Origin of the sequence: Shinella sp. (assembly GCF_052438155.1) — a bacterium.
In the GTDB taxonomy this organism is placed as follows: domain Bacteria; phylum Pseudomonadota; class Alphaproteobacteria; order Rhizobiales; family Rhizobiaceae; genus Shinella.
On the sequence record NZ_JBQVPI010000014.1, the window covers coordinates 15,973 to 36,780 of the forward strand.

A 20,808-nucleotide genomic window follows, 5' to 3' on the forward strand; every position below is an offset into this window, starting at 1 on the left:
GGCCGGGCTTCGCCCCTATTCTTCGCAAAGCACAAAAAAGGGGCAATGCAAAAAGGGCTCCCGATGGGAGCCCTTTCAATATTCAATCCAGAAGGATCACTTCATCGTCGGCATGACGAACTCGGCGCCGTCCTTGATGCCGGACGGCCAGCGGCTGGTGATCGTCTTGGTGCGCGTCCAGAACTTGATCGAGTCCGTGCCGTGCTGGTTGAGGTCGCCGAAGGACGAGGACTTCCAGCCACCGAAGGAGTGGTAGGCCAGCGGAACCGGGATCGGAACGTTGACGCCGACCATGCCGATGTTGATGCGGCTGGCGAAATCGCGGGCAGCGTCGCCGTCACGGGTGTAGATCGCGACGCCGTTGCCGTATTCGTGCTTCATCGGCAGGTCGAGGGCTTCTTCATAGTTCTTGGCGCGAACGACGGAGAGGACCGGGCCGAAGATTTCGGTCTTGTAGATTTCCATGTCCGGCGTGACGTTGTCGAACAGGCAGCCACCGACGAAGTAGCCGTCTTCATAACCCTGGAGCTTGAAGCCGCGGCCATCGACGACGAGATTGGCGCCTTCCTCGATGCCCTTGTCGATGAGGCTGAGGATGCGGGCCTGGGCTTCCTTGGTGACAACCGGGCCCATGTCGGCCTTGTCATCGGTATACGGACCGATGCGCAGGCTTTCGATCATCGGCGTCAGCTTTTCGATCAGGCGGTTGGCGGTTTCCTCGCCGACCGGAACGGCAACCGAGATCGCCATGCAGCGCTCGCCGGCCGAGCCGTAGCCCGCGCCCATCAGGGCGTTGGCGGCCTGGTCGAGATCGGCGTCGGGCATGATGATCATGTGGTTCTTCGCGCCACCGAAGCACTGGGCGCGCTTGCCGTTGGAAGCAGCCGTACCATAGACGTAGCGGGCGATCGGCGTGGAGCCGACGAAGGACACGGCAGCGATATCCGGATGCGCCAGAATGCCGTCGACCGCACCCTTGTCGCCGTTGACGACGTTGAGGATGCCGGCAGGAAGGCCTGCTTCGATCATCAGTTCGGCAAGACGGATCGGCAGGGACGGGTCGCGCTCGGAGGGCTTCAGGATGAAGGCGTTGCCGCAGGCGATGGCCGGTGCAAACATCCACATCGGGATCATGCCCGGGAAGTTGAACGGCGTGATACCCGCGCCGATGCCGACCGGCTGGCGGATCGAGTACATGTCGATGTTCGGGCCGGCGCCTTCGGTGAACTCGCTCTTCATGAGATGCGGGATACCGATGACGAATTCGCAGACTTCGAGGCCGCGGATGACGTCACCCTTGGAGTCTTCGACCGTCTTGCCGTGCTCGCGGGACACCAGGACGGCCAGTTCGTCCATGTTCTGGTTCAGAAGCTCGACGAACTTCATGAAGACGCGGGCGCGGCGCTGCGGGTTGGTGGCGGCCCACTTCGGCTGCGCGGAAAGCGCGCTGTCGATCGCGGCCTGCAGGTCGGCGTCGTTGGCAAGTGCAACCGTCGCCTGAACTTCGCCCGTCGCCGGGTTGAAGACGTTCGCGGTGCGGCCGCTGATGCCGGCGACCTTCTTGCCGTGGATGAAATGGCCGATCTCGTACATGGGGAGCTCCTCCGTTGTTATGAGGGGATCATCGCACTTCAATTTGCACAACTCAATCACCTCGGATAAGGAACCGTTGTGCAAAAATTAAAGTCGGAGGCGGAAATGAACTGGGATGACGCACGCATGTTCCTGGCCGTTGCCCGCACCGGCCAGATCCTCGCCGCCTCGCGCCGCCTCGGCGTCAACCATGCGACGCTGAGCCGTCGCGTAAGCGCTCTGGAAGAGGCCTTGAAGACGCGGCTTCTCATCCGCCGCACCAATGGCTGCGACCTCACGGCAGAGGGCGAGGTGTTTCTGCGTGCCGCCGAGCGCATGGAGACGGAGATGCTGGCGGCCCAGGCGAGCATCGGCCGCATCGACACGGCCGTCGCCGGCACCGTGCGCGTCGGCGCACCGGACGGTTTTGGCGTGTCCTTTCTTGCTCCCCGCCTCGGGCGGCTGACGGCGCGGCATCCGGAGCTGAAAATCCAGCTCGTGCCGGTGCCGCGGTCCTTCTCGCTGTCGCAGCGCGAGGCGGATATTGCGATCACCCTGGAACGGCCGGAACAGGGCCGCCTCGTCTCGTCCAAGCTGACCGACTACACGCTCGGCCTCTACGCTTCGCGCGATTATCTCAAGGAAAACGGCACGCCGGAAAGCGTCGAGGACCTCAAGGGCCATCGACGCGTCGGCTACGTGGAAGACCTGATCTTCACCGCCTCGCTCAATTTCACCGGCGAGATCATGCGCAGCTGGGATGCCGGTTTCGAAATTTCCAGCGCCACGGGCCAGACGGAGGCCGTGCGCTCCGGCGCCGGCATCGGCATCCTGCATGACTATATCGCCCGGCAATATGGCGAACTGGTGCGGCTTCTGCCGGCCACTTCGATCCGCCGCGCCTACTGGACGACCTGGCATGAAAGCGCACGCGACCTCGCCCGCGTGCGCACCGTAGCGGAATTCGTGCAGGAAATCGTGCGGCAGGAGCACGACATCTTTCTTTGAGCCTCAGTCGGCTTCGGTCAGCGACGTCGTTTCGGGCATCGGCACCAGCGCGCTTTTCACGCGTGTCCCCGCCTTGTCCCCGGACGTTTCAGCCGGCTTCTCGGTCACCGCGACCTTTACCTTCTCCTCCACAGTCTCGCCCGGTAGCGGGACGCGAACGGCATTGCGGATGACGGCCGGTTCTTCCCTGCGCTTTTCCTCCACGACGCGACGCTTGGGCGTGCGGCGCGGCTCCACCTCGACGCTGTCGTCAAGGATCACGGCCGGCTCGGCACGCGCCAGCACCGGCTGGCTTCGCATGGAGCCACTACCGCCGGCATAGCTCAGCATGTCGAACGTTTCGCGCGTCACCGGTTTCAGCCGCATGCCATCCATCAGCATGGCGAGGCGCTCCTGCGGCAGGGTCGGATGGCAGAAGCGCAGACGCACCTGCGCAGAATAGCTGCCTGCGCCGAGCCGGCCCATAGCACTCCCGCGCACTGGCGAAACACGCTTGGCGAACTGCCAAGCGTAGACACAGCTTCCAGCCTTGCCGAGCGGGCCGGTGGCATAGCCGTAGACGCCGTGCAGGTTCTGCCCGGGCGCCGCATTGATTGCCATCGCAACGCCCGGCAGCGCCTGCCGCATCTCGGCAAGAATTGCGCTGCGTGTCGGCGCCCGCAGGAAGACCATACCCTCCGAGGGCGTACCGACGCGCACGGTCAGCAGGTTTTCGCCGGCGGATGCCGTGGCGTTGGTGTAGACGATCTTCTGCTCGAAGAAATCGGCGCGCGACGTCTGGCGCACGCTTTCGATGCGACCCGCGATCGACGGCAGATAGGCCGCCGCAAAGTCCGGGGAGACCTCCGTGGAGAGCGGCGGCGCATCCGGCCGGATAGCACCGGTTTCGAGGAACGGGTCTGGTACGGCGGTGCAGCCGGCGATGAGAAACGGGATTGTGGCGACAAGCAGCCAGCGCATGGGGATCCTATCGGGTCGAAACGGCGGAGGAGACGGCAAGACCGCGCGCGGCCGCGGGATCGTAGAGGTGCATGTTCAGCCGGGTGAAGACGGCCTGTGCCTGGCTGCGGTTGCCGAGATGGTAATAGGCCCAGCCGCGCAACTGGCTGAGATCGGCCGGCTCGGCGACGAGGCTGGCGCGCGCGTTCAGGGCATCGAGCACACGCTGGTACTGCTTGTGATCGAAAGCCGAGCGCGCCCGCTGCCAGTAGATTTCGGCGCGCACTTCCCGCTCGCGCTTTTCCGACAGCGGATACATCGCGATCATCGCCTCCGCATCGTCCGTCAGGCGGCCGCGCAGCAGGGTGAGGGCTGCACCGTAAGCTGCATCCTGCTGGGTGCGGCTGTTGCCGAGCGCGGCCTCGAAGGCGTTGCGGGCGTCCGCGATGCGGTTCAGCTCAAGATGACACCAGCCCTTGATGAGCATGGCGTCGGCCGAGACAGCCCCGCGCGATTCCAGATTGGCGATATCCTTGATGCAGGCGCTGAAGCGCTTCGCCTTGAAATGCGCGAAATAGCCGTTGCCACCGCCAACGCTGCCTTTTGCCGATGTCGACACCACAACCGGCGTCTCGACGGCCACGCTGCGACGGGCCTTCGGCGGTGTCGCGATTTTGATCTCCGCCCAGATATCCGGATAGATGTCGCGATACTCCGCCTCCAGCGCCGCGTAATCGGTTTTCTCACCAAGGCGCATGAGGCTGAGCGCGAGGCCCTTGACGCGGACCGGCGTGCTTTCCCAATCCAGCGATTTCAGGAACCAGGCTTTCGATGCTTCGTACTGGCGGGAATTGTAGGCGTACCAGGCGAGGATTTCCGCGTGGTCGGCATTCGATGTCGCAAGGATGGCATTGCTGTAGGCCGTCACGGTTTTCACGTCCGCATCCGGCTGGTCCGGCTTGGAAAAGCGCAGCGACAGCGCGTTCATCAAGAATTCGGGATTGTCGGCAAACTCCGAGATATAGTCCTCCGCGATCGCATAGGCCTCGTCCTGCTTGTTCTGGGCGGCCAGCGAGAGATAGAGGCCCTTGGCATTCTCTTCGTCGCGACGATTTGCAAGTGCTGCCTTGAACCAGCGCTCGGAGTTTTGCGGGGCCTTCAGCTTCAGGTCGTACCAGCCGAGCAGCGACAGGTCTTCGAGGCGCTCGCCCTTGTCCGCCACCGCGCGCAGCTTGCCGACTTCTTCTTCGGCGACCGGCGTCTGGCGTTTTTCATCCGCATTGAAGTCCGCGACGTCCTTGCGCGTCAGGTCGAGTTCGACTGGCTGGAGACCGGCTTGCAGCATCGGCGACACGGCCAGCACGCCCATCGCCTTGCGCACGTCCTCGGAGGAAAAATCCCGCGTGGATTTTTGCAATGTGGTCAGGATCTGCTGGTCCGGCAGGCGTTTGTCACCCTCCCGGAAGAGCAGGCCACGATAGACCTTGGTAAGTGCATCCTTCGCACCGGTCTCGGCATAGGCGTCGAGCAGCATCCAGACGAGATCGATTTCCTGCTCGCTCGCCGGATCAAGTGCCTTGGCGGCCTCTATGACACCCATCCAATCCTTGCGGGCGGTGGCGGCCATCATCTCGACGCGTTGCTTGCGGCGGGCGAGCTTGCCGGAAAAATCCTCGCTCGGCAGCCACTCGGGGTTTTCAGAGCGGCGGCGGCCGATCTCCGCTTCGATGCCGATGAAGTCGTTCTTCTCGTAGAGCGTCCAGAGTGCGCTTTCGTCCATCTGCCGTGCTGCTGGCGAGTAGACATCGGCCGGCACGACGAAATCCGGATATTTCTGGCGCAGCCGGTTCGTCTCGGCTTCGAGCCGGTCCTGCTGCTGCTGTTCGGCATAATAGTAGAGCGCCGCCAGTTCGACGTCGCCGGGACCGGCCTTGGTATCGGCGGCCAGGACCAGCGGGGCAAGCGCCGTGGAGCCGGCAAGCAGGGTGGAAAGAAACAGCGTTCTCATTTATCGGACCTCACGCCCTTGCGCGGCACGACCAGCCCCAGCCAGGCGGCGAAGGCGCCGAGGCTGGCGAGCACGAGCAGCACGTAAATCTGGAAATTATCGGAGAACCAAGCGGCCGCGATCCGGCGCAGGTTGCCGGGGCTGCGGTCGGTCAGGCCGGCGACGTAACGCTCCGCCGCCGGCAGGCTGACAAGCGACAGGCCCGCGGTCTCGATCGTTGCCGTGCCGCCCTCCAGATCGCGCCAGACCGTGGGGTCGACGAGACGCTGCACGCCGGCGTCGAGGTCGCGTGGAGAATTTGCCTTGATCACCGTCCAGGTCGCATTGCCATCGGGTGCGTGCATCTGCGACAGCGTCACCAGGGACCCCTCGCCGTGGGGCGCGACGCGGGGGCCTTCGTCCCCCTGATAGTTCAGCCAGCGGCCAAAATTCGTCGACGCGGCGGAAAGCCAGCGCTGCGTACGTGCGCTGAAAGACAGGTCGTCCTCCTGCTGTGCGGTGGAATTGTGGAAGGCCTGGAGAAGGTCCGCCGTGTCGTCACCCGTGCCGCGAGCACCATCGGAAACCGAGGCGGTGACGACCGGGTCTGGTCTGAGGAGGTCAGCGACGGAGGCATTGATATCCGTGGCATTCGGGAAGGCCGCCTTGTCGGCAGAACCGAGGTCGGCAAAATCGTTCTGGGACGACACGACAAGCGCGTCACGGTCCGTGCCTTCGGAAGGCATGCCGATGGCGATCTTCGCGTTCAGCGGCGCACGGGCGGATAGCGCAAGGCGCGAGAGAAGGGTTAGACCCGCGCCGACGGACTGGTCGTCCGCACGGTCGATGACGAGGTCAAACGGCTTTCCGCCGCCATAGGGATAGGCCTTGCCCGCAAGGGCCGCCAGATCCGGCAGGCGGCCGAGGCGGGCGAGCGCCGGCACCTCGATTGCGGTCGTGTCGAGCAGGATGAAGCGCGGCTTGCCGTCGTCGCGCTCTTCCGGCCGGCAGCTCGCATCCGCCGCCATCGGCAGCTCTGCCAGAAGCTCGACACGGTTGACGCCCGGCCGGAAGGCACGCAGCGGCAGCTCGATGCGCTTGCCGTCGAACTGCTCGCCCTCGCGGTTGCGGAAGGGATAGCTTTTGACGACCCTGTCGTTGACGCGCACGAGGAGCTGCGCGGTCTGCTCCAGCCCCGGCGAGGTTGCAGCGTGGAGGCGAAGGTCGAGCGTCGCATATTCGGCGGGATAGAAGTCCGCCGGCATTTCCACGGCAAAATCCGTGCGCGACAGGCGACCGGAGAAGACACGGGTCTCATAGCCCGCCTCCCTCAGCGTGCGCCGCTCGCCGGCATCGACGGACAGCACGCCCCTGCCCTTCTCGAAGATACCGGTCTTCAGTCCATCGGCCATCGGTCCCTTCACGGCCGCAAGAACGGTCGCGTTGACGTCGCCGAGATTGGCCGCGCGCAGGATGACGGCTGCCCGATCGGCGGATGCGCCGGCCTGCACGGAAAGTCCGCGTGCGGCCGGTGCGAAGCCAAGCTTGGCGAGCGTCGCGCCACCGTTCCGGTCCATCGCCATGACGAGATCGATGCCTGGACCCGTGCCCGGCTTGTCGGCGACGGAGACCGTCACGTCATCACGATCGAGAAAGAGGATGAGGGATTGCAGCACCGGAGCGACCTCGTTCAGCGCTTCGGCACTCAGCGCACCGGGAACGACGACGCGGATATCCGTGCGGTGTTCTGCATTGCGCCGTACGGCGAGCAGGCTGTCAAAATCGGCGAAGGCCGACGACGCGCCTGATGCGAAGCCGCTCAGTGCCGGATCGAGCTTCGTCCAGAGCTCGTAAGTGGCATCCAGCGAGCAATCGACGCGATGGTGCTGCCGGGCGCGGACGCGCACGACATTGCGGCCGGCCTTGAGAAACTCGGATGCAACGGCGATCTTTTCCGTCAGCGTCCGGTTCGGCGAGGCGATGGCAAAACCGCCGAGGTCGCGGCCGTTTACCTCCACATCCATCATCGCGGTATCCGGCAGTACGGAGACGGCATTGATATAGGCGAGGTTCAGCGTGCCGCCGGCGGAAACCTGCGGGCCATCGAGCGCGAAGGTGAAGGTGGCGACGTCATCCTCGCCAGACAGCGTGAAGGCATCCGACGCCTGCTCGAAGGGCACGAGCATGCCCGCCACGCCTTCAGCCGGCTCGATCTTTTTTGTGGCCACGGGTTGCGGCAGCAGGCCGCCGCTGAGCGCGGTGCCCTCAAGCAGCGGCTTGACGGCGTCTGCCACAAGCCCTTCCGCCCGGCCGCTGCCGGCCAAAGCGATGAGGAGAGCGAGCGTCAGCGTTGTAAAAAAAGTGGGCTTAGCCATAGGCCTGGGTTCCTGTGAGGACCGGCGGCAGCTCCGTGGCGCGGCCGGGGATCTGCGCATTGTTTTCCTTCACCACGATGGGGGCGTCGGCGAAGGATTTGACGGCGTTTTCGCGCATGAGGCCGGCCGAATAGCGGAGCGCGCGGAGCGTCTCGCGGATGCTCCAGAGAGCGAAGCGCGAGGTGCCCCAGAAGAAGCTGTGGCGCACCTGGCGGCGCACCAGCCGCTCCTGCAGGACCGCCTGGTCCGAATACATGAGCTCGGCGATCGCCATGAAGGTTTCGGGCGTGCGTTCCTTGTAGGCAAAGCCGTAGACGGTGCCTTCGCCTGCACCGCGGCTGGAGCGGCAGATCACGTCGAAGGCGATGATCTGGCCGGCACGGCGCAACTGGATCGTCGCTTCGAGCGGGGTGTCGAGGTCGATCTCCGGCGCCTGCTCGACAAACTCCACCGAGATGCCGCCAGAGGACGCATCCTGGATGATGATGTTCTTGAGCTTGCCATCCACCTTCATCAGCGCGTGGCGCTTGACGGGAAGGCGCTGGTTGCGGCGCAACTCCCGCCGCTCGGCCACGACGCCGAGCGCTGCGCCGGCAAGGCCGAGATTGATGAGGTTCCAGCCGGCGACGATGGTCAGGAGTTCGGTGGCGACCGGTTCCGTCAGGAAGCGGTAACCGGAATAGAGAGCGGCGGCCAGCAGCACGAAGAAGATGATGAAATACGGCCGGGCGAGCGGCGACAGCATGCTGCGATCCAGCGTCTGGCCCTTGGCCGTGACGTTGAAGGTGGGCTTTCGCGGGTTGCGGATGACGCTGACGATCGAGCCGAACAGCAGCACCGACTGGACATATTCATAAAGCTCGGAGACCCAGGGCCAGCGCACGCGACCGTAGAGGTAGCTCTGCATGGCGAAGGAGCCGATGAGGTAGGTCACCGCATAGGAGGCGAATTCGAGGATGTTCGCCTGGTAGATTTCCAGCGAGAAGAAAATGTAGAGCAGCGGCGAAAAGACGAAGGCGAGCCGCGACAGCGGAAACAGCCAGAACAGGTTGATGCCGGCATAGCAGATACGCTGGGCCAAGGTCAGGCCCTTGGCCAGGAACGGCCGGTTCAGGATGAGGATCTGCAACATGCCCTGGCACCAGCGCGCGCGCTGGCCGATGAAGGAGACGAAGGTCTCCGGCTGGAGGCCGGCGATCAACGGCTTGTCGACATAAAGACTGTGCCAGCCCTTTGAATGCAGCGCCAAGGCCGTTTCGCAATCCTCGGTGATCGACTGGCCGGAGAAGCCGTTGGCCGCCGAGAGTGCCGCACGGCGCAGCACAGCCGCCGAACCGCAGAAGAACGACGCGTTCCATTTATCGAGCCCCCGCTGCAGGATCGAATAGAACATCTCGTTTTCCGACGGCATGCGCGCGAAGGTCTGAAGGTTCTTTTCCAGCGGATCCGGGTTCAGGAAATAGTGCGGCGTCTGGACGAGGAAGAGCTTCTTGTCCTTGGCGAAGAAGCCCACGGTCTCGCGCAGGAATTCGCGCACCGGCGCATGGTCGGCATCGAAGACGACGACCAGTTCGCCGCTCGAGACCTTCAGGCCCTCGTTGAGATTGCCGGCCTTGGCGTGGTCGTTCTGCTTGCGGGCGTGATAGTGCACGCCGAGCGAGGCGCAGAGCGCCTTCAGTTGCTCGTGGCGGCGGATCGCGGCGATCGAGATGCGCGGGTCCTTGTGGTTGCGCTTGGCCTCGGTGCCGCCGTCATCCAGCAGATAGACGTTCAGCTTGTCCTTCGGATAGTGCAGCGATTTGGCGGCGGCGAGCGTGCCGGCCAGCAGTTCCGGCTCCTCGTTGTAGGACGGGATGAAGACGTCGACCGTCGGCAGGTCCGCCGCATCGCCGAGGTCCGGCGCGTTGCGCTTCAACGGGTCGGCCAGCATGAAGAAACTGATCGCCAGCATGGCAAGGCAGTACATCTCCGCGAGATACAGGATCAGGCCGGGGATGAAGTTCAGCGGTTCATGGATGCTCGGCAGCGTTTCCGTCGTGCGCCAGAATGCGTAGCGCATGGCGAGGATGCCGGCAAAGGTGAAGGTGACGAGCCGGAGGGTGGTGTTCTTCGGGCGCGTCATCGCCAGGAACATCACGCCGAGCACGGCGAAACTGAGAACAAGCTGGGCCTGGAGGCTGAGTGGCAGCCAGAGAAGGAACAGCCCGAACATGCCGGCGGGAATCGCCAGCCATTTGACGCACGTCATGTGCATTTGAAGAACCCCATTTGCATCGCGGCAGCGCGTCATGCGGACCGGTCCCACACAGGAACAGGTGAGACCCTAGGGATTCATTGGTCAACGGATTGCTAATGCAGTGCCAAATCGGGACTGCCACCGCTGGCGTGGTAAAGGAAGGGTTTACAACGCTTTAGGGATGGACCGGCGCCTGCGCCTTCGCGACGATGAGAATGCCGAAAAGTGAAACGACCAGCCCCACCGCCATCGCCCAGGATAGCGGCTCGCCGAACATCAGCCAGGCCCAGATCATCGTCACCGGCGGGCTGAGATACAGGATCGCGGTCACCCGGGCGGGCGAGGATTTTCTGAGTGCGAGGTAATAGAGGCTCCAGGCCGCGAAGGTTGCGACGAAGACCAGCCAGAGAATACCGCCGATGAAGCCGGCGTCGAGCACGGGCAGCACGGTGCCTTCGTGCCAGGCCAGCACGGAAAAGATCGCAGCAGCCGAGAGGCACTGGATGCACAGGCTCTGATAGACCGGCATCGCATTGACCCTACTGCGCTTTTGCAACAGCGTCGCCAGCGCCAGCGCGAGTGTTCCGAGCACGGGAAGACCATAAGCCCACAGCGGCACGTCGCCCAGTTGCAGCGACCAGCCGGAGGCGATGAGCACGCCGGCAAGGCCGATGAAGGAGCCGATCCACTGCCGCACAGTCAAGGCCTGCCCCAGAATGGGCCAGGACAGGAACGCGACGGCGAGCGGCAGCATGTCCGTGATCAACGCCACGAGACCGGTCGGCACGCCGTAGGAGATCGCCAGCGCAAAACCCGAGAGGTAACCGGCCATGGCGAGCGCGCCGAGCAGCATCTGCAAGGCGATATCCGCCCCCCGGATCTTCGGCCCCATCATGAGCGCAAAGGGCAGCAGAACCAGTCCCGAGATGAGGCTGCGCCAGAGCAGGATGAGAAAGATCGGCGCGTGATCATGTGCGAATCGAACGCCAATGAAGCCGGCGCTCCACGTCACCACCAGCGCCGCTTCGAGGAGAACGAGGACGACAAGCGCCCAAAGCCGACTGGGCCGGCGAGCGGGCAGTGCCGCAAGATCCGTGGTTGTCATAGCCGGTCCACGATCGAGATCGCAAGCTTGCGCGCCGCCTTCAGCCGTCCATCATGGCCATCCAGCCCCGCCCGCGCCATCGCCCCTTCCAGCACGAAGGAAAGATGCTCCGCCGTCTCGTCGATCGCAGCCCCACCGCCCGGCTTCATTTCGCTCAGATACTGCCTGAAGAGTTGCTCGACCTCGTCCTTCTGCACCGCAACGGTCGCACGGCCGGCATCGCCGACGGGAAGCTCGGCCGCCGCGTTGAGAAGCCCGCAGCCGCGAAAACCCCAGCCATAGGCGAGTTCCGCATGGTCGACATAAGAATCGAAGACGGCCAGAAGCCGATCCCGCGGCGTTTCGGCGTTCGCGAGGCGCTCGCGGTAGAGCACGTGCCACTCTTCAAGGCGCGCATCGAGATAGGCCTTCACCAGATCCGACTTGGAGGCGAAGTTGTTGTAGAGGCTCATTTTCGCGACGCCCGCATGGGCCGTGATCGTGTCGATCCCCGTCGCCCCGACCCCATCGCGATAAAACAGTTCCGCAGCCGATTTCAGCAAGCGTTCCCGCGCCGGCACCCGTTCACCCATCACGCACCTCAATTAATTATGTAGACCGATCTACCTAATTTCCTGGTTTTGTCAAGAGATGCGTGTCAAGCGGCGCGCACGACTGAAGCGGAAGGCGGAAGAGTGCCGAGGCTTGGAGAGGTTCGACGGGGCCGTCCGGCGATATCGCCAACCGCAACGTGAGTCGGCTCAGTTTTTACCGATGGCATGTAATGGGAGGAGAATATCCCTCTCTCCCGATAAGTCCTTGTAGTACTTAGACTTATCGGGAGAGAGGAATGGTACGGTTGGGTGGTCTCGAACCACCGACCTCAGGAACCACAAACCTGCGCTCTAACCAACTGAGCTACAACCGCACACGGCGCGTCTGGCGCGCTTGATGCGTCACATACGGGCAGCCGCGCCATTTTTCAAGCGTTTTTTTACAAGGCCGCATATGAAAATGGCCGGACGATTGCCCGGCCATTCTATTACAGGGCCGAAGCCCGCGCTACGTGGCGCTTCAGACAGCCTTGAAGGACTTCATGGCCTTTTCAGCAGCCGACTTGCCCGGAGCCGAAACCTTTTCGGCAACCTTCTTGGAGGTTTCCTGCAGGGACTTGGCCTGTTCGACGGCGACTTCGGCCTGCTTGCGCAGGAAGGCGGTCTGCAGTTCGAAAAGTTCGGAAACCGACTTCACGCCGAGCAGGGCTTCCAGGTGCGAAAGCGAATTTTCGGCATTGGTGCGAAGCGCGTCGATGGCCTTGAGGCCGAGTTCGACGGAGCCGGCCTGCGCGCTCTCAAGCGTCGCTTCGACGGTCTTGGTCGCGTCTTCGGCGGCTTCCTTCATCTTGGAATAGGCTTCCTTGGACTGTGCGGCGCCCTTTTCGGCGAAATCGCGGAAGCTTTCGGAAAGCTTGCTCGGGTCGATGGAAGCGATGGAGAATACGTCGTCGATCTTCTTGGTAGCCATTATCTGCGCTCCTTGGTTTGGCCCTCTCTTGAGGCACCGTGTTCTTCGATGAACCCTCTATAGCCGATCTTATTTCGCATTGCAACAAAATTGTGCGCTGCACAATAAATCGTGGCGCCGTTAACCCTTTCGCCTGAAAGCCCGGGGCTCCCCGGCCTCGCCGCTGGACCCTCCGCCTATGCACGGCTATTAATAAAGCGTTAATCGAAAACCGGGGCGCCGGAGTCAGACACAGGCCTGAATATGTCCGCAAAGCAGTATCCCTTCATCGACGTCGCCGTCCACGAGCGGGTGCGCCTGCCGTTTTCCCGCGGCGAGGCCGTCGTGCTGTTTTCCAGGGACATGGCCCGGGTGCTCTGGTCGAACGGACGGGGTGCGACCCTGTTCGGCCAGGACAATATCTACGATTTCCTCGATATCGGCCCGGATCGCGCAGACGTCGCCTACCGTCAGCTCGCAGCGACGGCCCGGCAGGTGCAGGCGCCGGGCGAGCGACGCGGCTTCGTCATGCGCATCGGCAGCGGCTTTCGCAGCGTGCCGGTGAATGCTGTCGTCGAGGGTGTAACCATTCGCCCCGGCGAAGAGGCGATCCTGTTCAGCGCGCCCGTCGCCCTCGGCCGCCAGAGCCAGGAAGATGCCGCGGCCGCCATGCTCACCGGCTTCGACGACCCGGATACGCATATGGCCGTGCTCGATGGCGAAGGCACTGTTATCGCCGCGTCGGAGGGGTTTGACCGCATTGCCGTCAGCCCGGAGACGCGCCGCGCCCTCGTCGAGGCCGCCGGACGCAGCGCCGAGCACCTGGTCAAGCGCCCCATCGCCACCGGCCGCGGCCACCTGCCTGCCGCCATCGGCCGCATTTCCAGCGATCCTGCATTGCACCTGCTCTTCGCCGTCGAAACCATTCTCGGCCACCTTGATCCCGCTGAGGACGAGGCGGAGCCTGTTGCCACAGTCGAGGCTGTCGCAAAGGCGGAGCCGGTCGATGCCACCGTCTCCTCCCCGGAGAGTGAGCCGCAGGGTCTGGAAGAACAGACTGATCCGGTCGAACTCCTTTCCGACGACCCGATAACGGAACCTACCGAAGAGCCTGCGGCAGAGGAATCCGCCGCCGAGGCGCCTCCGGTCGATGCTACCGAGCCTCTCTCGGAGGAGGTTGCGGAGCCGATCCTGGGCGTGCAGCCGGAAAGCGAAGAGCCGACCGCAGAGACATCACAAGCGGTGCAGGAAGCCCCCATCGCAGAATCTGGGGAAGAGGCGAACACCGTCGTCGTGGAAGACCCTGCCGCGGCTGACAACGCCAACGAAGCTGTCGAGGCTGTCGAGGCTGTCGAGGCTGTCGAGGCTGTCGAGGCTGTCGAGGCTGTCGAGGCTGTCGAGGCTGTCGAGGCAAAATCCGGTTTTACCTTCAATCCGCAAGGCCGGCCCATCCGTTTTGTCTGGAAGATCGATGCCGAAGGCCGGTTCAGCGAGATTTCGGAAGAATTCGCCGCCGCTGTAGGTCCGAAGGCCGCGACCATCTCAGGCGAACGCTTCAATGATGTCGCCGCCCGCTTCGATCTCGACCCGGACGGCAAGATCGGCGACCTCCTGCGCCGCCGCGACACCTGGTCGGGCAAGACGATCCGTTGGCCCGTCGAGGGCACCAGTCTTGTCGTGCCGGTGGATCTCGCCGCCCTGCCGACCTATTCGCGCAATCGGGAATTTGACGGCTTCCGCGGTTTCGGCATCGTGCGCATCGCCGACGCGGTTGAGGATTCTCACGCGCGCGGGCTGACGCTAGAGCAGTCCGTCGCCTTCGCCGAGGCAGAGGTCGAAGAAACGCTCGCCGAAGAAGCCGGCACTCTGCTGGAAAGCGCTGCGGACGAACTGGGTGAAACGGCCGATGATGCGGTGATCACCGCAGACGATGTTTCCGCACTGCCGGACGAACCGGTTGTCGAAGCCGATGAAGGCCACCCGTCGGAAGGGGCAGCGGAGACGGAAAACGTCTCTCCGGCCGCTGATTTAGACGATACAGCGGCCGAGAGCGACGAACTGGACGCTTTTCGCGGCGAGCGCCCGGCGCTGCGCCTTGTCGAAACCCCGACCCGCCGCCAGTCGGACAAGGTCGTGCAGCTCGAAACCCGGCGCAATCGCGGCGGCCTTTTCGATGGCCTTTCGACCGGGGAACAAGCGGCATTTCGCGAAATCGCTCGCCAGCTTGGTGAGACCTTCGGCAAGCGCAAGGCGGAGGACCACCCACCCGGCGATATGCCGGAGACACCTGCCGACGACCAGACGGACGCTGTGACGGACAGCGCCGAAGAGCCAAGCCGGGACGCTGAAGAGCCGGTCGCCGCACTCACGTCTGGCGATTCCGAGACGGAAATGCCGGGCCTCGAAGTCGGTCCGCATGCCGACGACCTTCTGCCTGACGACCATGCTGTCGAGCGCACGGGATTTGCACCATCGCGCCGGCAGATGGACTATGGTCTCACCGCCGCCGTGGTCGATGTACTGCCGGTCGCGTTGCTCGTGCATGTCGGCGACCGGCTCATCCATGCCAATCCGGAGTTCCTCCGCCTGACGGGCTACAGGAATATCGAGGACCTCGAAGCCTCTGGCGGCCTCGACATCCTTCTGGCCGGCCCGGACGCAGAAGACGGCGACGGCATGATGGCGCTGCGCCACGCCGACGGCGAGAGCACGAGCGCGGTGCGCGCCCGCCTCCAGTCGATCCGCTGGGAGGATGGCACGGCGCTGATGCTGGCACTGACGCCGGCGCATGAAAAACCTGCCCTTTCCCTCGTCGAGACGACGCCTGTACCGGCTCAAAGCGACGAGCGCTCGGCCGATCAGGCGGCGGCCTCCGCGCTTCGCGTCGAGGTCAGCGAATTGCGCTCCATCCTCGAGACTGCAACGGACGGCGTCGTGGTCGTCGGCCACGACGGCGACATCCGTTCGATGAACCGCTCGGCGAGCGCCCTCTTCAACTATGACGAAGACGAGACGCGTGGCCGGCCGTTTGCCATGCTGTTTGCCCACGAGAGCCAGAAGGCGGTGCTCGATTATCTTGCCGGCCTCGCCGGCCACGGCGTTGCAAGCGTGCTGAATGACGGGCGTGAGGTCATCGGCCGCGAGGCCGCCGGCGGCTTCATCCCGCTCTTCATGACCATGGGCAGCCTCTCCTCCTCCTCCGGCTATTGCGCGGTCATCCGTGATATTACCCAGTGGAAGCGCACCGAAGAGGAATTGCGCAACGCCAAGCGGGCCGCCGAGACGGCAAACGCCCACAAGAGCGATTTTCTTGCGCGCGTCAGCCACGAAATCCGCACGCCGCTCAATGCCATCATCGGGTTTTCCGACATGATGGCGACGGAGCGCTTCGGGCCGATCGGCCATCCGCGCTACATCGAATATGCCAATGACATCGGCCGCTCCGGCCGCCATGTTCTCGATATCGTCAACGACCTGCTCGACATTTCCAAGATCGAGGCGGGCGAGATGGATCTGGAGTTCACAGCCGTCGGCCTGAACGAGACGATTGCGGAAGCCGTCTCGCTGGTCCAGCCGCAGGCGAACGGGCAGCGCGTCATCATCCGCACCTCGCTGTCGAACAACGTGCCGCAGATCGTTGCCGACCTGCGCTCGATCAAGCAGATCGCGCTCAATATCCTGTCGAATGCCATTCGCTTCACGCCGGCCGGCGGGCAGATCGTGGTGTCCACCGCCTATGAGGCAAACGGCAGCGTCGTGCTGCGCATCCGCGATACCGGCGTCGGCATGACGCGCAGCGAGCTGGATCAGGCGATGAAGCCCTTCCGGCAGGTTACGACGGGTTCGCGCAAGCGTGGCGACGGCACCGGCCTCGGCCTGCCGCTCACCAAGGCAATGGTCGATGCCAATCGGGCAAATTTCGCAATCAGCTCGACGCCAAACGAGGGCACGCTGGTGGAAGTGATTTTCCCCTCACCGCGCGTGTTGGCAGATTGAGCCGATTGGTCTAGAGCATTCTGGCCTTTCTCCGAAACGCGAGAATGCTTCACCTGTTCGTTTTAGCGCAATTCGCGGCACGCAAAACCGCTTCGCACTTTTGCTGAAATTGCTCTAAACCGGCTGAAACGCCTTACGGCGCTCCCGCCTTGCGTGGGAATGCCGCACCGCCGAGGTAGTGCCTTGCAGGTCCCGTCCGAAAGCGCGCCGGCGCGCGCCCAGCGCCGTTTTGGCGCAGCCCGCCATCCGCTCCTGTCTGCCGCCGCCGTGCTGGCGGCTGTCATCGTGCTGATGCCGGCAATCGCCATCGTCGTGATCGCGGCGACGGGAGGCACCGATACCTGGCCTCATCTCCTCAGCAACGTCATACCGCGCGCCACGCTGCGCACACTCATTCTACTGGCCGGCGTCGGCACGATCACGGCGATCGTCGGCGTCGTGACGGCCTGGCTGGTGGCGAGCTGCGACTTTCCAGGCCGCCGGCTGCTCTCCGGCCTGCTCGTGCTGCCACTCGCCATTCCCGCCTATCTCGGCGCCTATGCCTTTGCGGAATTCTTCTCCTTCACCGGGCCGGTGCAGACGGCCTACCGCGCGCTTTTCGGTTTCCAGACGAGCCGCGACTACTGGTTTCCGGAGGTGCGCACCACCGGCGGCGCCATGCTGGTCCTGTCCAGCGTGCTCTATCCCTATATCTACCTCGCCGCCCGCTCGATGTTCCTGATGCAGGGCCGGACGGCGGCGGATGTGGCGCGCACGCTGGGTGCCGGGCCGCTGAAAGTCTTCGCAAGAATCCAGATCCCCATGGCGCGGCCGGCGATCATGGTGGGATTGACGCTCGTCGCCATGGAAACGCTGAACGATATCGGCGCGGTCGAATATCTCGGCGTGCAGACGCTCACCTTCTCGATTTTCGATACCTGGCTCAACCGCGGCAGTCTGGCCGGCGCGGCGCAGATCGCCTGCGTCATGCTGCTTTTCGTCATCTGCCTGATGATGGTCGAGCGCGCCGCCCGCCGCCGGCAGCGTTTCACCAGCCAGAAGACGACGGCGGCGGTGCACGATTCCATACGCCTCAGACTTCACGGTTGGAAGAAATGGGCCGCAAGTGGCGCCTGCCTGCTGCCGCCCGTCATCGGCTTTGCCATTCCTGTCTTCGTGCTCGGCGGCTATGCGGTGCGCCGGCTGGACCAGTTCGCCTCGACGCGGCTGCTTTCCGCGCTCTGGCAAAGCCTGCTCGTCTCGGGCTCGACGGCCCTCGCCGCGGTGCTGCTCGCCTTCCTGCTTGCCTATGCCGCCCGCTCGACGCGCTCCCGGCTGATCGCTGCCGCCGGGCGCTTCGCATCCTTCGGCTACGGCGTTCCGGGCACGGTGCTGGCCATGGGGGTGCTCATTCCCCTCGCCACGTTCGACAATGCGTTCGATGGCTTTTTGCGCGCACATGTCGGCATCTCGACTGGCCTGCTGCTTTCCGGCACAGGCTTCGCCATCATCTATGCCTGCACGGTCCGTTTCCTGACGATGGCGGAGGGCACGATCGATGCGGGCTTCCACAAGCTCTCGCCCCATCTCGACATGGCCGCCCGCACCCTTGGGCGCACCAGCGGACAAACGCTCTGGAGCGTGCTGCTGCCGATGATGCGGCCGGCGACGCTGACGGCCGCTCTCCTCGTCTTCATCGAGACGATGAAGGAACTGTCGGCGACGATCATGCTGCGGCCGTTCAATTTCAATACGCTCGCCACCCTCGTCTACGAGGACGCTTCGCGGGCGAAAGTGGAGGATGCGGGCGTGCCCGCCATCATCATCGTGGCGGTCGGGCTCATTCCCGTCTTCCTCGTCTCGCGCTCCCTCGAGCGGAAAAACGGTTAAAAAAAGAGGGCGGCAAAAGCCGCCCCGATAGGTTAATGCTGCCCAACGAAAGCGAAGGTGAACGGCTTCATGCCATCGGGGTCGGGTGCGACCAGAACACCCTCCATCGGGCGCGCTCAAGTTGACACGACTTTGCGTCGTTCCGGCTTAACAAATCCTTACCCGACCGGTTTCGGCACAAACCTTTTGTTCACAACTTCGCGAGCCTGGTTAATGCAGTCGGTTAGGGAGACGTTAACGCCGGTGGCGTTCACGATTTCAGAGCCTCCAGATCGGCGAAGAAGTCCAGCGCCTCGGGATTGGCGAGCGCCTCCTTGTTCTTTACCGGTCGGCCGTGCACGACCTCGCGCACCGCAAGCTCGACGATCTTTCCGGATTTGGTACGGGGTATATCCGCGACCTGAATGATCTTTGCCGGCACATGACGCGGCGAGGCACCCGTGCGGATTTTGGTCTTGATCGTCTTTTCCAGCGCCGCGTCCAGCACCGTGCCGGGCGCGAGGCGCACGAAGAGCACGACGCGCACGTCGTCGTCCCAGTCCTGGCCGATGCAGAGGGCCTCGAGGACCTCGTCCAGTTGTTCGACCTGGTTGTAGATTTCCGCGGTGCCGATGCGCACGCCGCCGGGGTTCAGCGTTGCATCCGAGCGGCCATGGATGATGATGCCGTCATGGCTCGTCCATTCGGCGAAATCGCCATGGCACCAGGTATTGTCGAAGCGCTCGAAATAGGCGGCGCGATATTTTTCGCCCTCCGGGTCGTTCCAGAACATGACCGGCATGGAAGGGAAGGCCCTGGTGCAGACGAGTTCCCCCTTTTCGCCACGCACCGGGTGACCGTCCTCGTTCCAGACATCCATGGCCAGGCCGAGGCCAGGCCCCTGGATCTCGCCGCGCCAGACCGGCCGGAGCGGAATGCCAAGCACGAAGCAGGAGACGATGTCCGTGCCGCCGGAGATGGAAGCGAGCTGCACGTCCGGCTTGATGCCCTCGTAGACGAAGGTGAAGCCCTCAGGCGAAAGCGGCGAACCTGTCGAGGTGAGCAGGCGCAGGCTGGAGAGGTCGTGCGTCGTGTGCGGCGTGAAGCCGCCCTTGCGCACGGCGTCGATATATTTGGCCGACGTGCCGAAGACCGCGAACTTTTCGGCCTGCGCATAGTCGAACAGCACATTGCCGTCGGGATGGAACGGAGACCCATCGAACAGGCAGAGCGTGGCGCCGACCGCGAGACCGGAGACCAGCCAGTTCCACATCATCCAGCCGCAGGTCGTGAAATAGAACAGCCGGTCGCCCTCGACGAGCCCGCAATGCAGGCGATGCTCCTTCAGGTGCTGCAGCAGCGTGCCGCCGGCCGAATGCACGATGCATTTTGGCACGCCGGTCGTGCCGGAGGAGAACAGGATATAGAGCGGATGACGGAAAGGGAGCTGCGCGAAGGTCAGTGGCTTCGCCTCGTACGGCGCCGTCAACGCTTCGAGCGAGCGGCCATCGGCAAGCGACGCGGCAAGCGCTTCGGCATCGCCGGCATAATGCACCACGAGGACCGGCACGCCGAGCTTGCCGGCCACCGCCTGCACCTTGGCGGACACATCCTGGAGCTTGCCGGCATACCAGTAGGCATCGCACGTGATAAAGAGTTTGGGTTCGATCTGGCCGAAGCGATCAAGGACGCCCTGCTCGCCGAAATCGGGCGAACAGGAGGACCAGATAGCCCCCAGCGAGGCGGCAGCGAGCATGCAGGCAATCGTTTCCGGCATGTTCGGCATCATCGCGGCAACACGATCGCCCTCACCTATGCCGAGTGCTGCGAAGGCCTGCTGCAGCTTCGAGACGCGAGCGCTGAGCTCATCCCAGGACCAGCGATAGGAGACCTTGTCTTCACCGCGGAAGACGATCGCATCGCCAGAACCGGTTGTTTTCAGGAGGTTTTCTGCAAAATTCAGCTGACCCTCGGGGAAGAAGCGCGCTTCCAGCATGCCTTCACCGTTTTCGAGCGCCACGTTCCCCTTCGCGCCGATGACGCCACACTCGTCCCAGACGGCAGTCCAGAAGGCAGCGCGATCTTCCACCGACCAGGCGTGAAGATCATCAAAGGTTCTGAAGTCGCGTCCCGCGGCCTGGCCGGCGGTCTTCATGAATCGGGCCATCGGGCTTTTTGTCAGGATTTCGGCCGAAGGTTCCCACAGGGGCTTTTCTGACGTCATGCTGTCCTCCACTCCATCGCACTTCGTATAGCATGT

Annotated in this window: 12 protein-coding genes and 1 tRNA gene; 3 read left to right on the plus strand and 10 right to left on the minus strand. The window is 63.8% G+C overall.

Annotation, left to right across the window (positions count from 1 at the left end; genetic code table 11):
* Positions 1 to 96: 96 nt before the first annotated feature.
* Complete coding sequence (locus tag ACT6VE_RS22205) at positions 97 to 1,593, minus strand: CoA-acylating methylmalonate-semialdehyde dehydrogenase (protein ID WP_444800602.1); 1,497 nt, start codon at positions 1,591 to 1,593, stop codon at positions 97 to 99.
* 105 nt (positions 1,594 to 1,698) lie between these two features.
* Here ACT6VE_RS22205 and ACT6VE_RS22210 point away from each other — a divergent pair, with 105 nt between their 5' ends.
* Positions 1,699 to 2,580 (plus strand): LysR family transcriptional regulator, encoded by an 882-nt coding sequence (locus tag ACT6VE_RS22210; RefSeq protein WP_444800603.1) that lies wholly within the window; start codon positions 1,699 to 1,701, stop codon positions 2,578 to 2,580.
* A gap of 3 nt (positions 2,581 to 2,583) precedes the next feature.
* On the opposite strand, the gene bcsN is transcribed toward ACT6VE_RS22210, so the two are convergent.
* The 8 genes from bcsN to ACT6VE_RS22250 all read right to left on the minus strand — a co-directional run bounded on the left by bcsN (position 2,584) and on the right by ACT6VE_RS22250 (position 12,725).
* On the minus strand, positions 2,584 to 3,540 hold the full coding sequence (bcsN, locus tag ACT6VE_RS22215; protein WP_444800604.1) for a cellulose biosynthesis protein BcsN: 957 nt from the start codon (positions 3,538 to 3,540) through the stop codon (positions 2,584 to 2,586).
* A 7-nt stretch (positions 3,541 to 3,547) separates the two neighbouring features.
* Positions 3,548 to 5,527 carry a hypothetical protein gene (locus ACT6VE_RS22220; RefSeq protein WP_444800605.1) on the minus strand — a complete coding sequence of 660 codons (1,980 nt, stop codon included), beginning with the start codon at positions 5,525 to 5,527 and terminating at the stop codon, positions 3,548 to 3,550.
* Positions 5,524 to 7,881 carry a cellulose biosynthesis cyclic di-GMP-binding regulatory protein BcsB gene (locus ACT6VE_RS22225; protein WP_444800606.1) on the minus strand — a complete coding sequence of 786 codons (2,358 nt, stop codon included), beginning with the start codon at positions 7,879 to 7,881 and terminating at the stop codon, positions 5,524 to 5,526. The genes ACT6VE_RS22220 and ACT6VE_RS22225 overlap by 4 nt, the downstream gene beginning before the upstream one ends.
* Positions 7,874 to 10,129, minus strand: a complete 2,256-nt coding sequence (bcsA, locus tag ACT6VE_RS22230; RefSeq protein WP_444800607.1) for a UDP-forming cellulose synthase catalytic subunit — start codon at positions 10,127 to 10,129, stop codon at positions 7,874 to 7,876. The genes ACT6VE_RS22225 and bcsA overlap by 8 nt, the downstream gene beginning before the upstream one ends.
* A gap of 163 nt (positions 10,130 to 10,292) precedes the next feature.
* Positions 10,293 to 11,222 carry a DMT family transporter gene (locus tag ACT6VE_RS22235; RefSeq protein ID WP_444800608.1) on the minus strand — a complete coding sequence of 310 codons (930 nt, stop codon included), beginning with the start codon at positions 11,220 to 11,222 and terminating at the stop codon, positions 10,293 to 10,295.
* Positions 11,219 to 11,794 carry a TetR/AcrR family transcriptional regulator gene (locus ACT6VE_RS22240; protein WP_444800609.1) on the minus strand — a complete coding sequence of 192 codons (576 nt, stop codon included), beginning with the start codon at positions 11,792 to 11,794 and terminating at the stop codon, positions 11,219 to 11,221. Before ACT6VE_RS22240 ends, ACT6VE_RS22235 begins: the two co-directional genes overlap by 4 nt.
* A gap of 258 nt (positions 11,795 to 12,052) precedes the next feature.
* Positions 12,053 to 12,129, minus strand: a tRNA-His gene (locus ACT6VE_RS22245).
* Between the two features lie 146 nt (positions 12,130 to 12,275).
* Positions 12,276 to 12,725 (minus strand): phasin, encoded by a 450-nt coding sequence (locus tag ACT6VE_RS22250; RefSeq protein WP_444800610.1) that lies wholly within the window; start codon positions 12,723 to 12,725, stop codon positions 12,276 to 12,278.
* Between the two features lie 243 nt (positions 12,726 to 12,968).
* Here ACT6VE_RS22250 and ACT6VE_RS22255 point away from each other — a divergent pair, with 243 nt between their 5' ends.
* Together ACT6VE_RS22255 and ACT6VE_RS22260 are read left to right on the plus strand one after the other, a co-directional pair.
* On the plus strand, positions 12,969 to 16,700 hold the full coding sequence (locus tag ACT6VE_RS22255) for an ATP-binding protein (protein WP_444800611.1): 3,732 nt from the start codon (positions 12,969 to 12,971) through the stop codon (positions 16,698 to 16,700).
* Positions 16,701 to 16,991: 291 nt separating this feature from the next.
* Positions 16,992 to 18,569, plus strand: coding sequence for an ABC transporter permease (locus tag ACT6VE_RS22260; RefSeq protein WP_444800712.1), 1,578 nt, complete (start codon positions 16,992 to 16,994; stop codon positions 18,567 to 18,569).
* Between the two features lie 250 nt (positions 18,570 to 18,819).
* Here the strand turns inward: ACT6VE_RS22260 and ACT6VE_RS22265 are convergent, their stop codons facing one another.
* Entirely contained in the window at positions 18,820 to 20,772 is a 1,953-nt protein-coding gene (locus ACT6VE_RS22265) for an acetoacetate--CoA ligase (protein ID WP_444800612.1), read from the minus strand.
* Positions 20,773 to 20,808 lie beyond the last annotated feature (36 nt).

Bases quoted from the DNA above. Each gene is read 5' to 3' on its own strand.
- ACT6VE_RS22205 (WP_444800602.1), bottom strand. From the start codon at position 1,593: ATGTACGAGATCGGCCATTTCATCCACGGCAAGAAGGTCGCCGGCATC.
- ACT6VE_RS22210 (WP_444800603.1), top strand. From the start codon at position 1,699: ATGAACTGGGATGACGCACGCATGTTCCTGGCCGTTGCCCGCACCGGC.
- bcsN (WP_444800604.1), bottom strand. From the start codon at position 3,540: ATGCGCTGGCTGCTTGTCGCCACAATCCCGTTTCTCATCGCCGGCTGC.
- ACT6VE_RS22220 (WP_444800605.1), bottom strand. From the start codon at position 5,527: ATGAGAACGCTGTTTCTTTCCACCCTGCTTGCCGGCTCCACGGCGCTT.
- ACT6VE_RS22225 (WP_444800606.1), bottom strand. From the start codon at position 7,881: ATGGCTAAGCCCACTTTTTTTACAACGCTGACGCTCGCTCTCCTCATC.
- bcsA (WP_444800607.1), bottom strand. From the start codon at position 10,129: ATGACGTGCGTCAAATGGCTGGCGATTCCCGCCGGCATGTTCGGGCTG.
- ACT6VE_RS22235 (WP_444800608.1), bottom strand. From the start codon at position 11,222: ATGACAACCACGGATCTTGCGGCACTGCCCGCTCGCCGGCCCAGTCGG.
- ACT6VE_RS22240 (WP_444800609.1), bottom strand. From the start codon at position 11,794: ATGGGTGAACGGGTGCCGGCGCGGGAACGCTTGCTGAAATCGGCTGCG.
- ACT6VE_RS22250 (WP_444800610.1), bottom strand. From the start codon at position 12,725: ATGGCTACCAAGAAGATCGACGACGTATTCTCCATCGCTTCCATCGAC.
- ACT6VE_RS22255 (WP_444800611.1), top strand. From the start codon at position 12,969: ATGTCCGCAAAGCAGTATCCCTTCATCGACGTCGCCGTCCACGAGCGG.
- ACT6VE_RS22260 (WP_444800712.1), top strand. From the start codon at position 16,992: ATGCCGGCAATCGCCATCGTCGTGATCGCGGCGACGGGAGGCACCGAT.
- ACT6VE_RS22265 (WP_444800612.1), bottom strand. From the start codon at position 20,772: ATGACGTCAGAAAAGCCCCTGTGGGAACCTTCGGCCGAAATCCTGACA.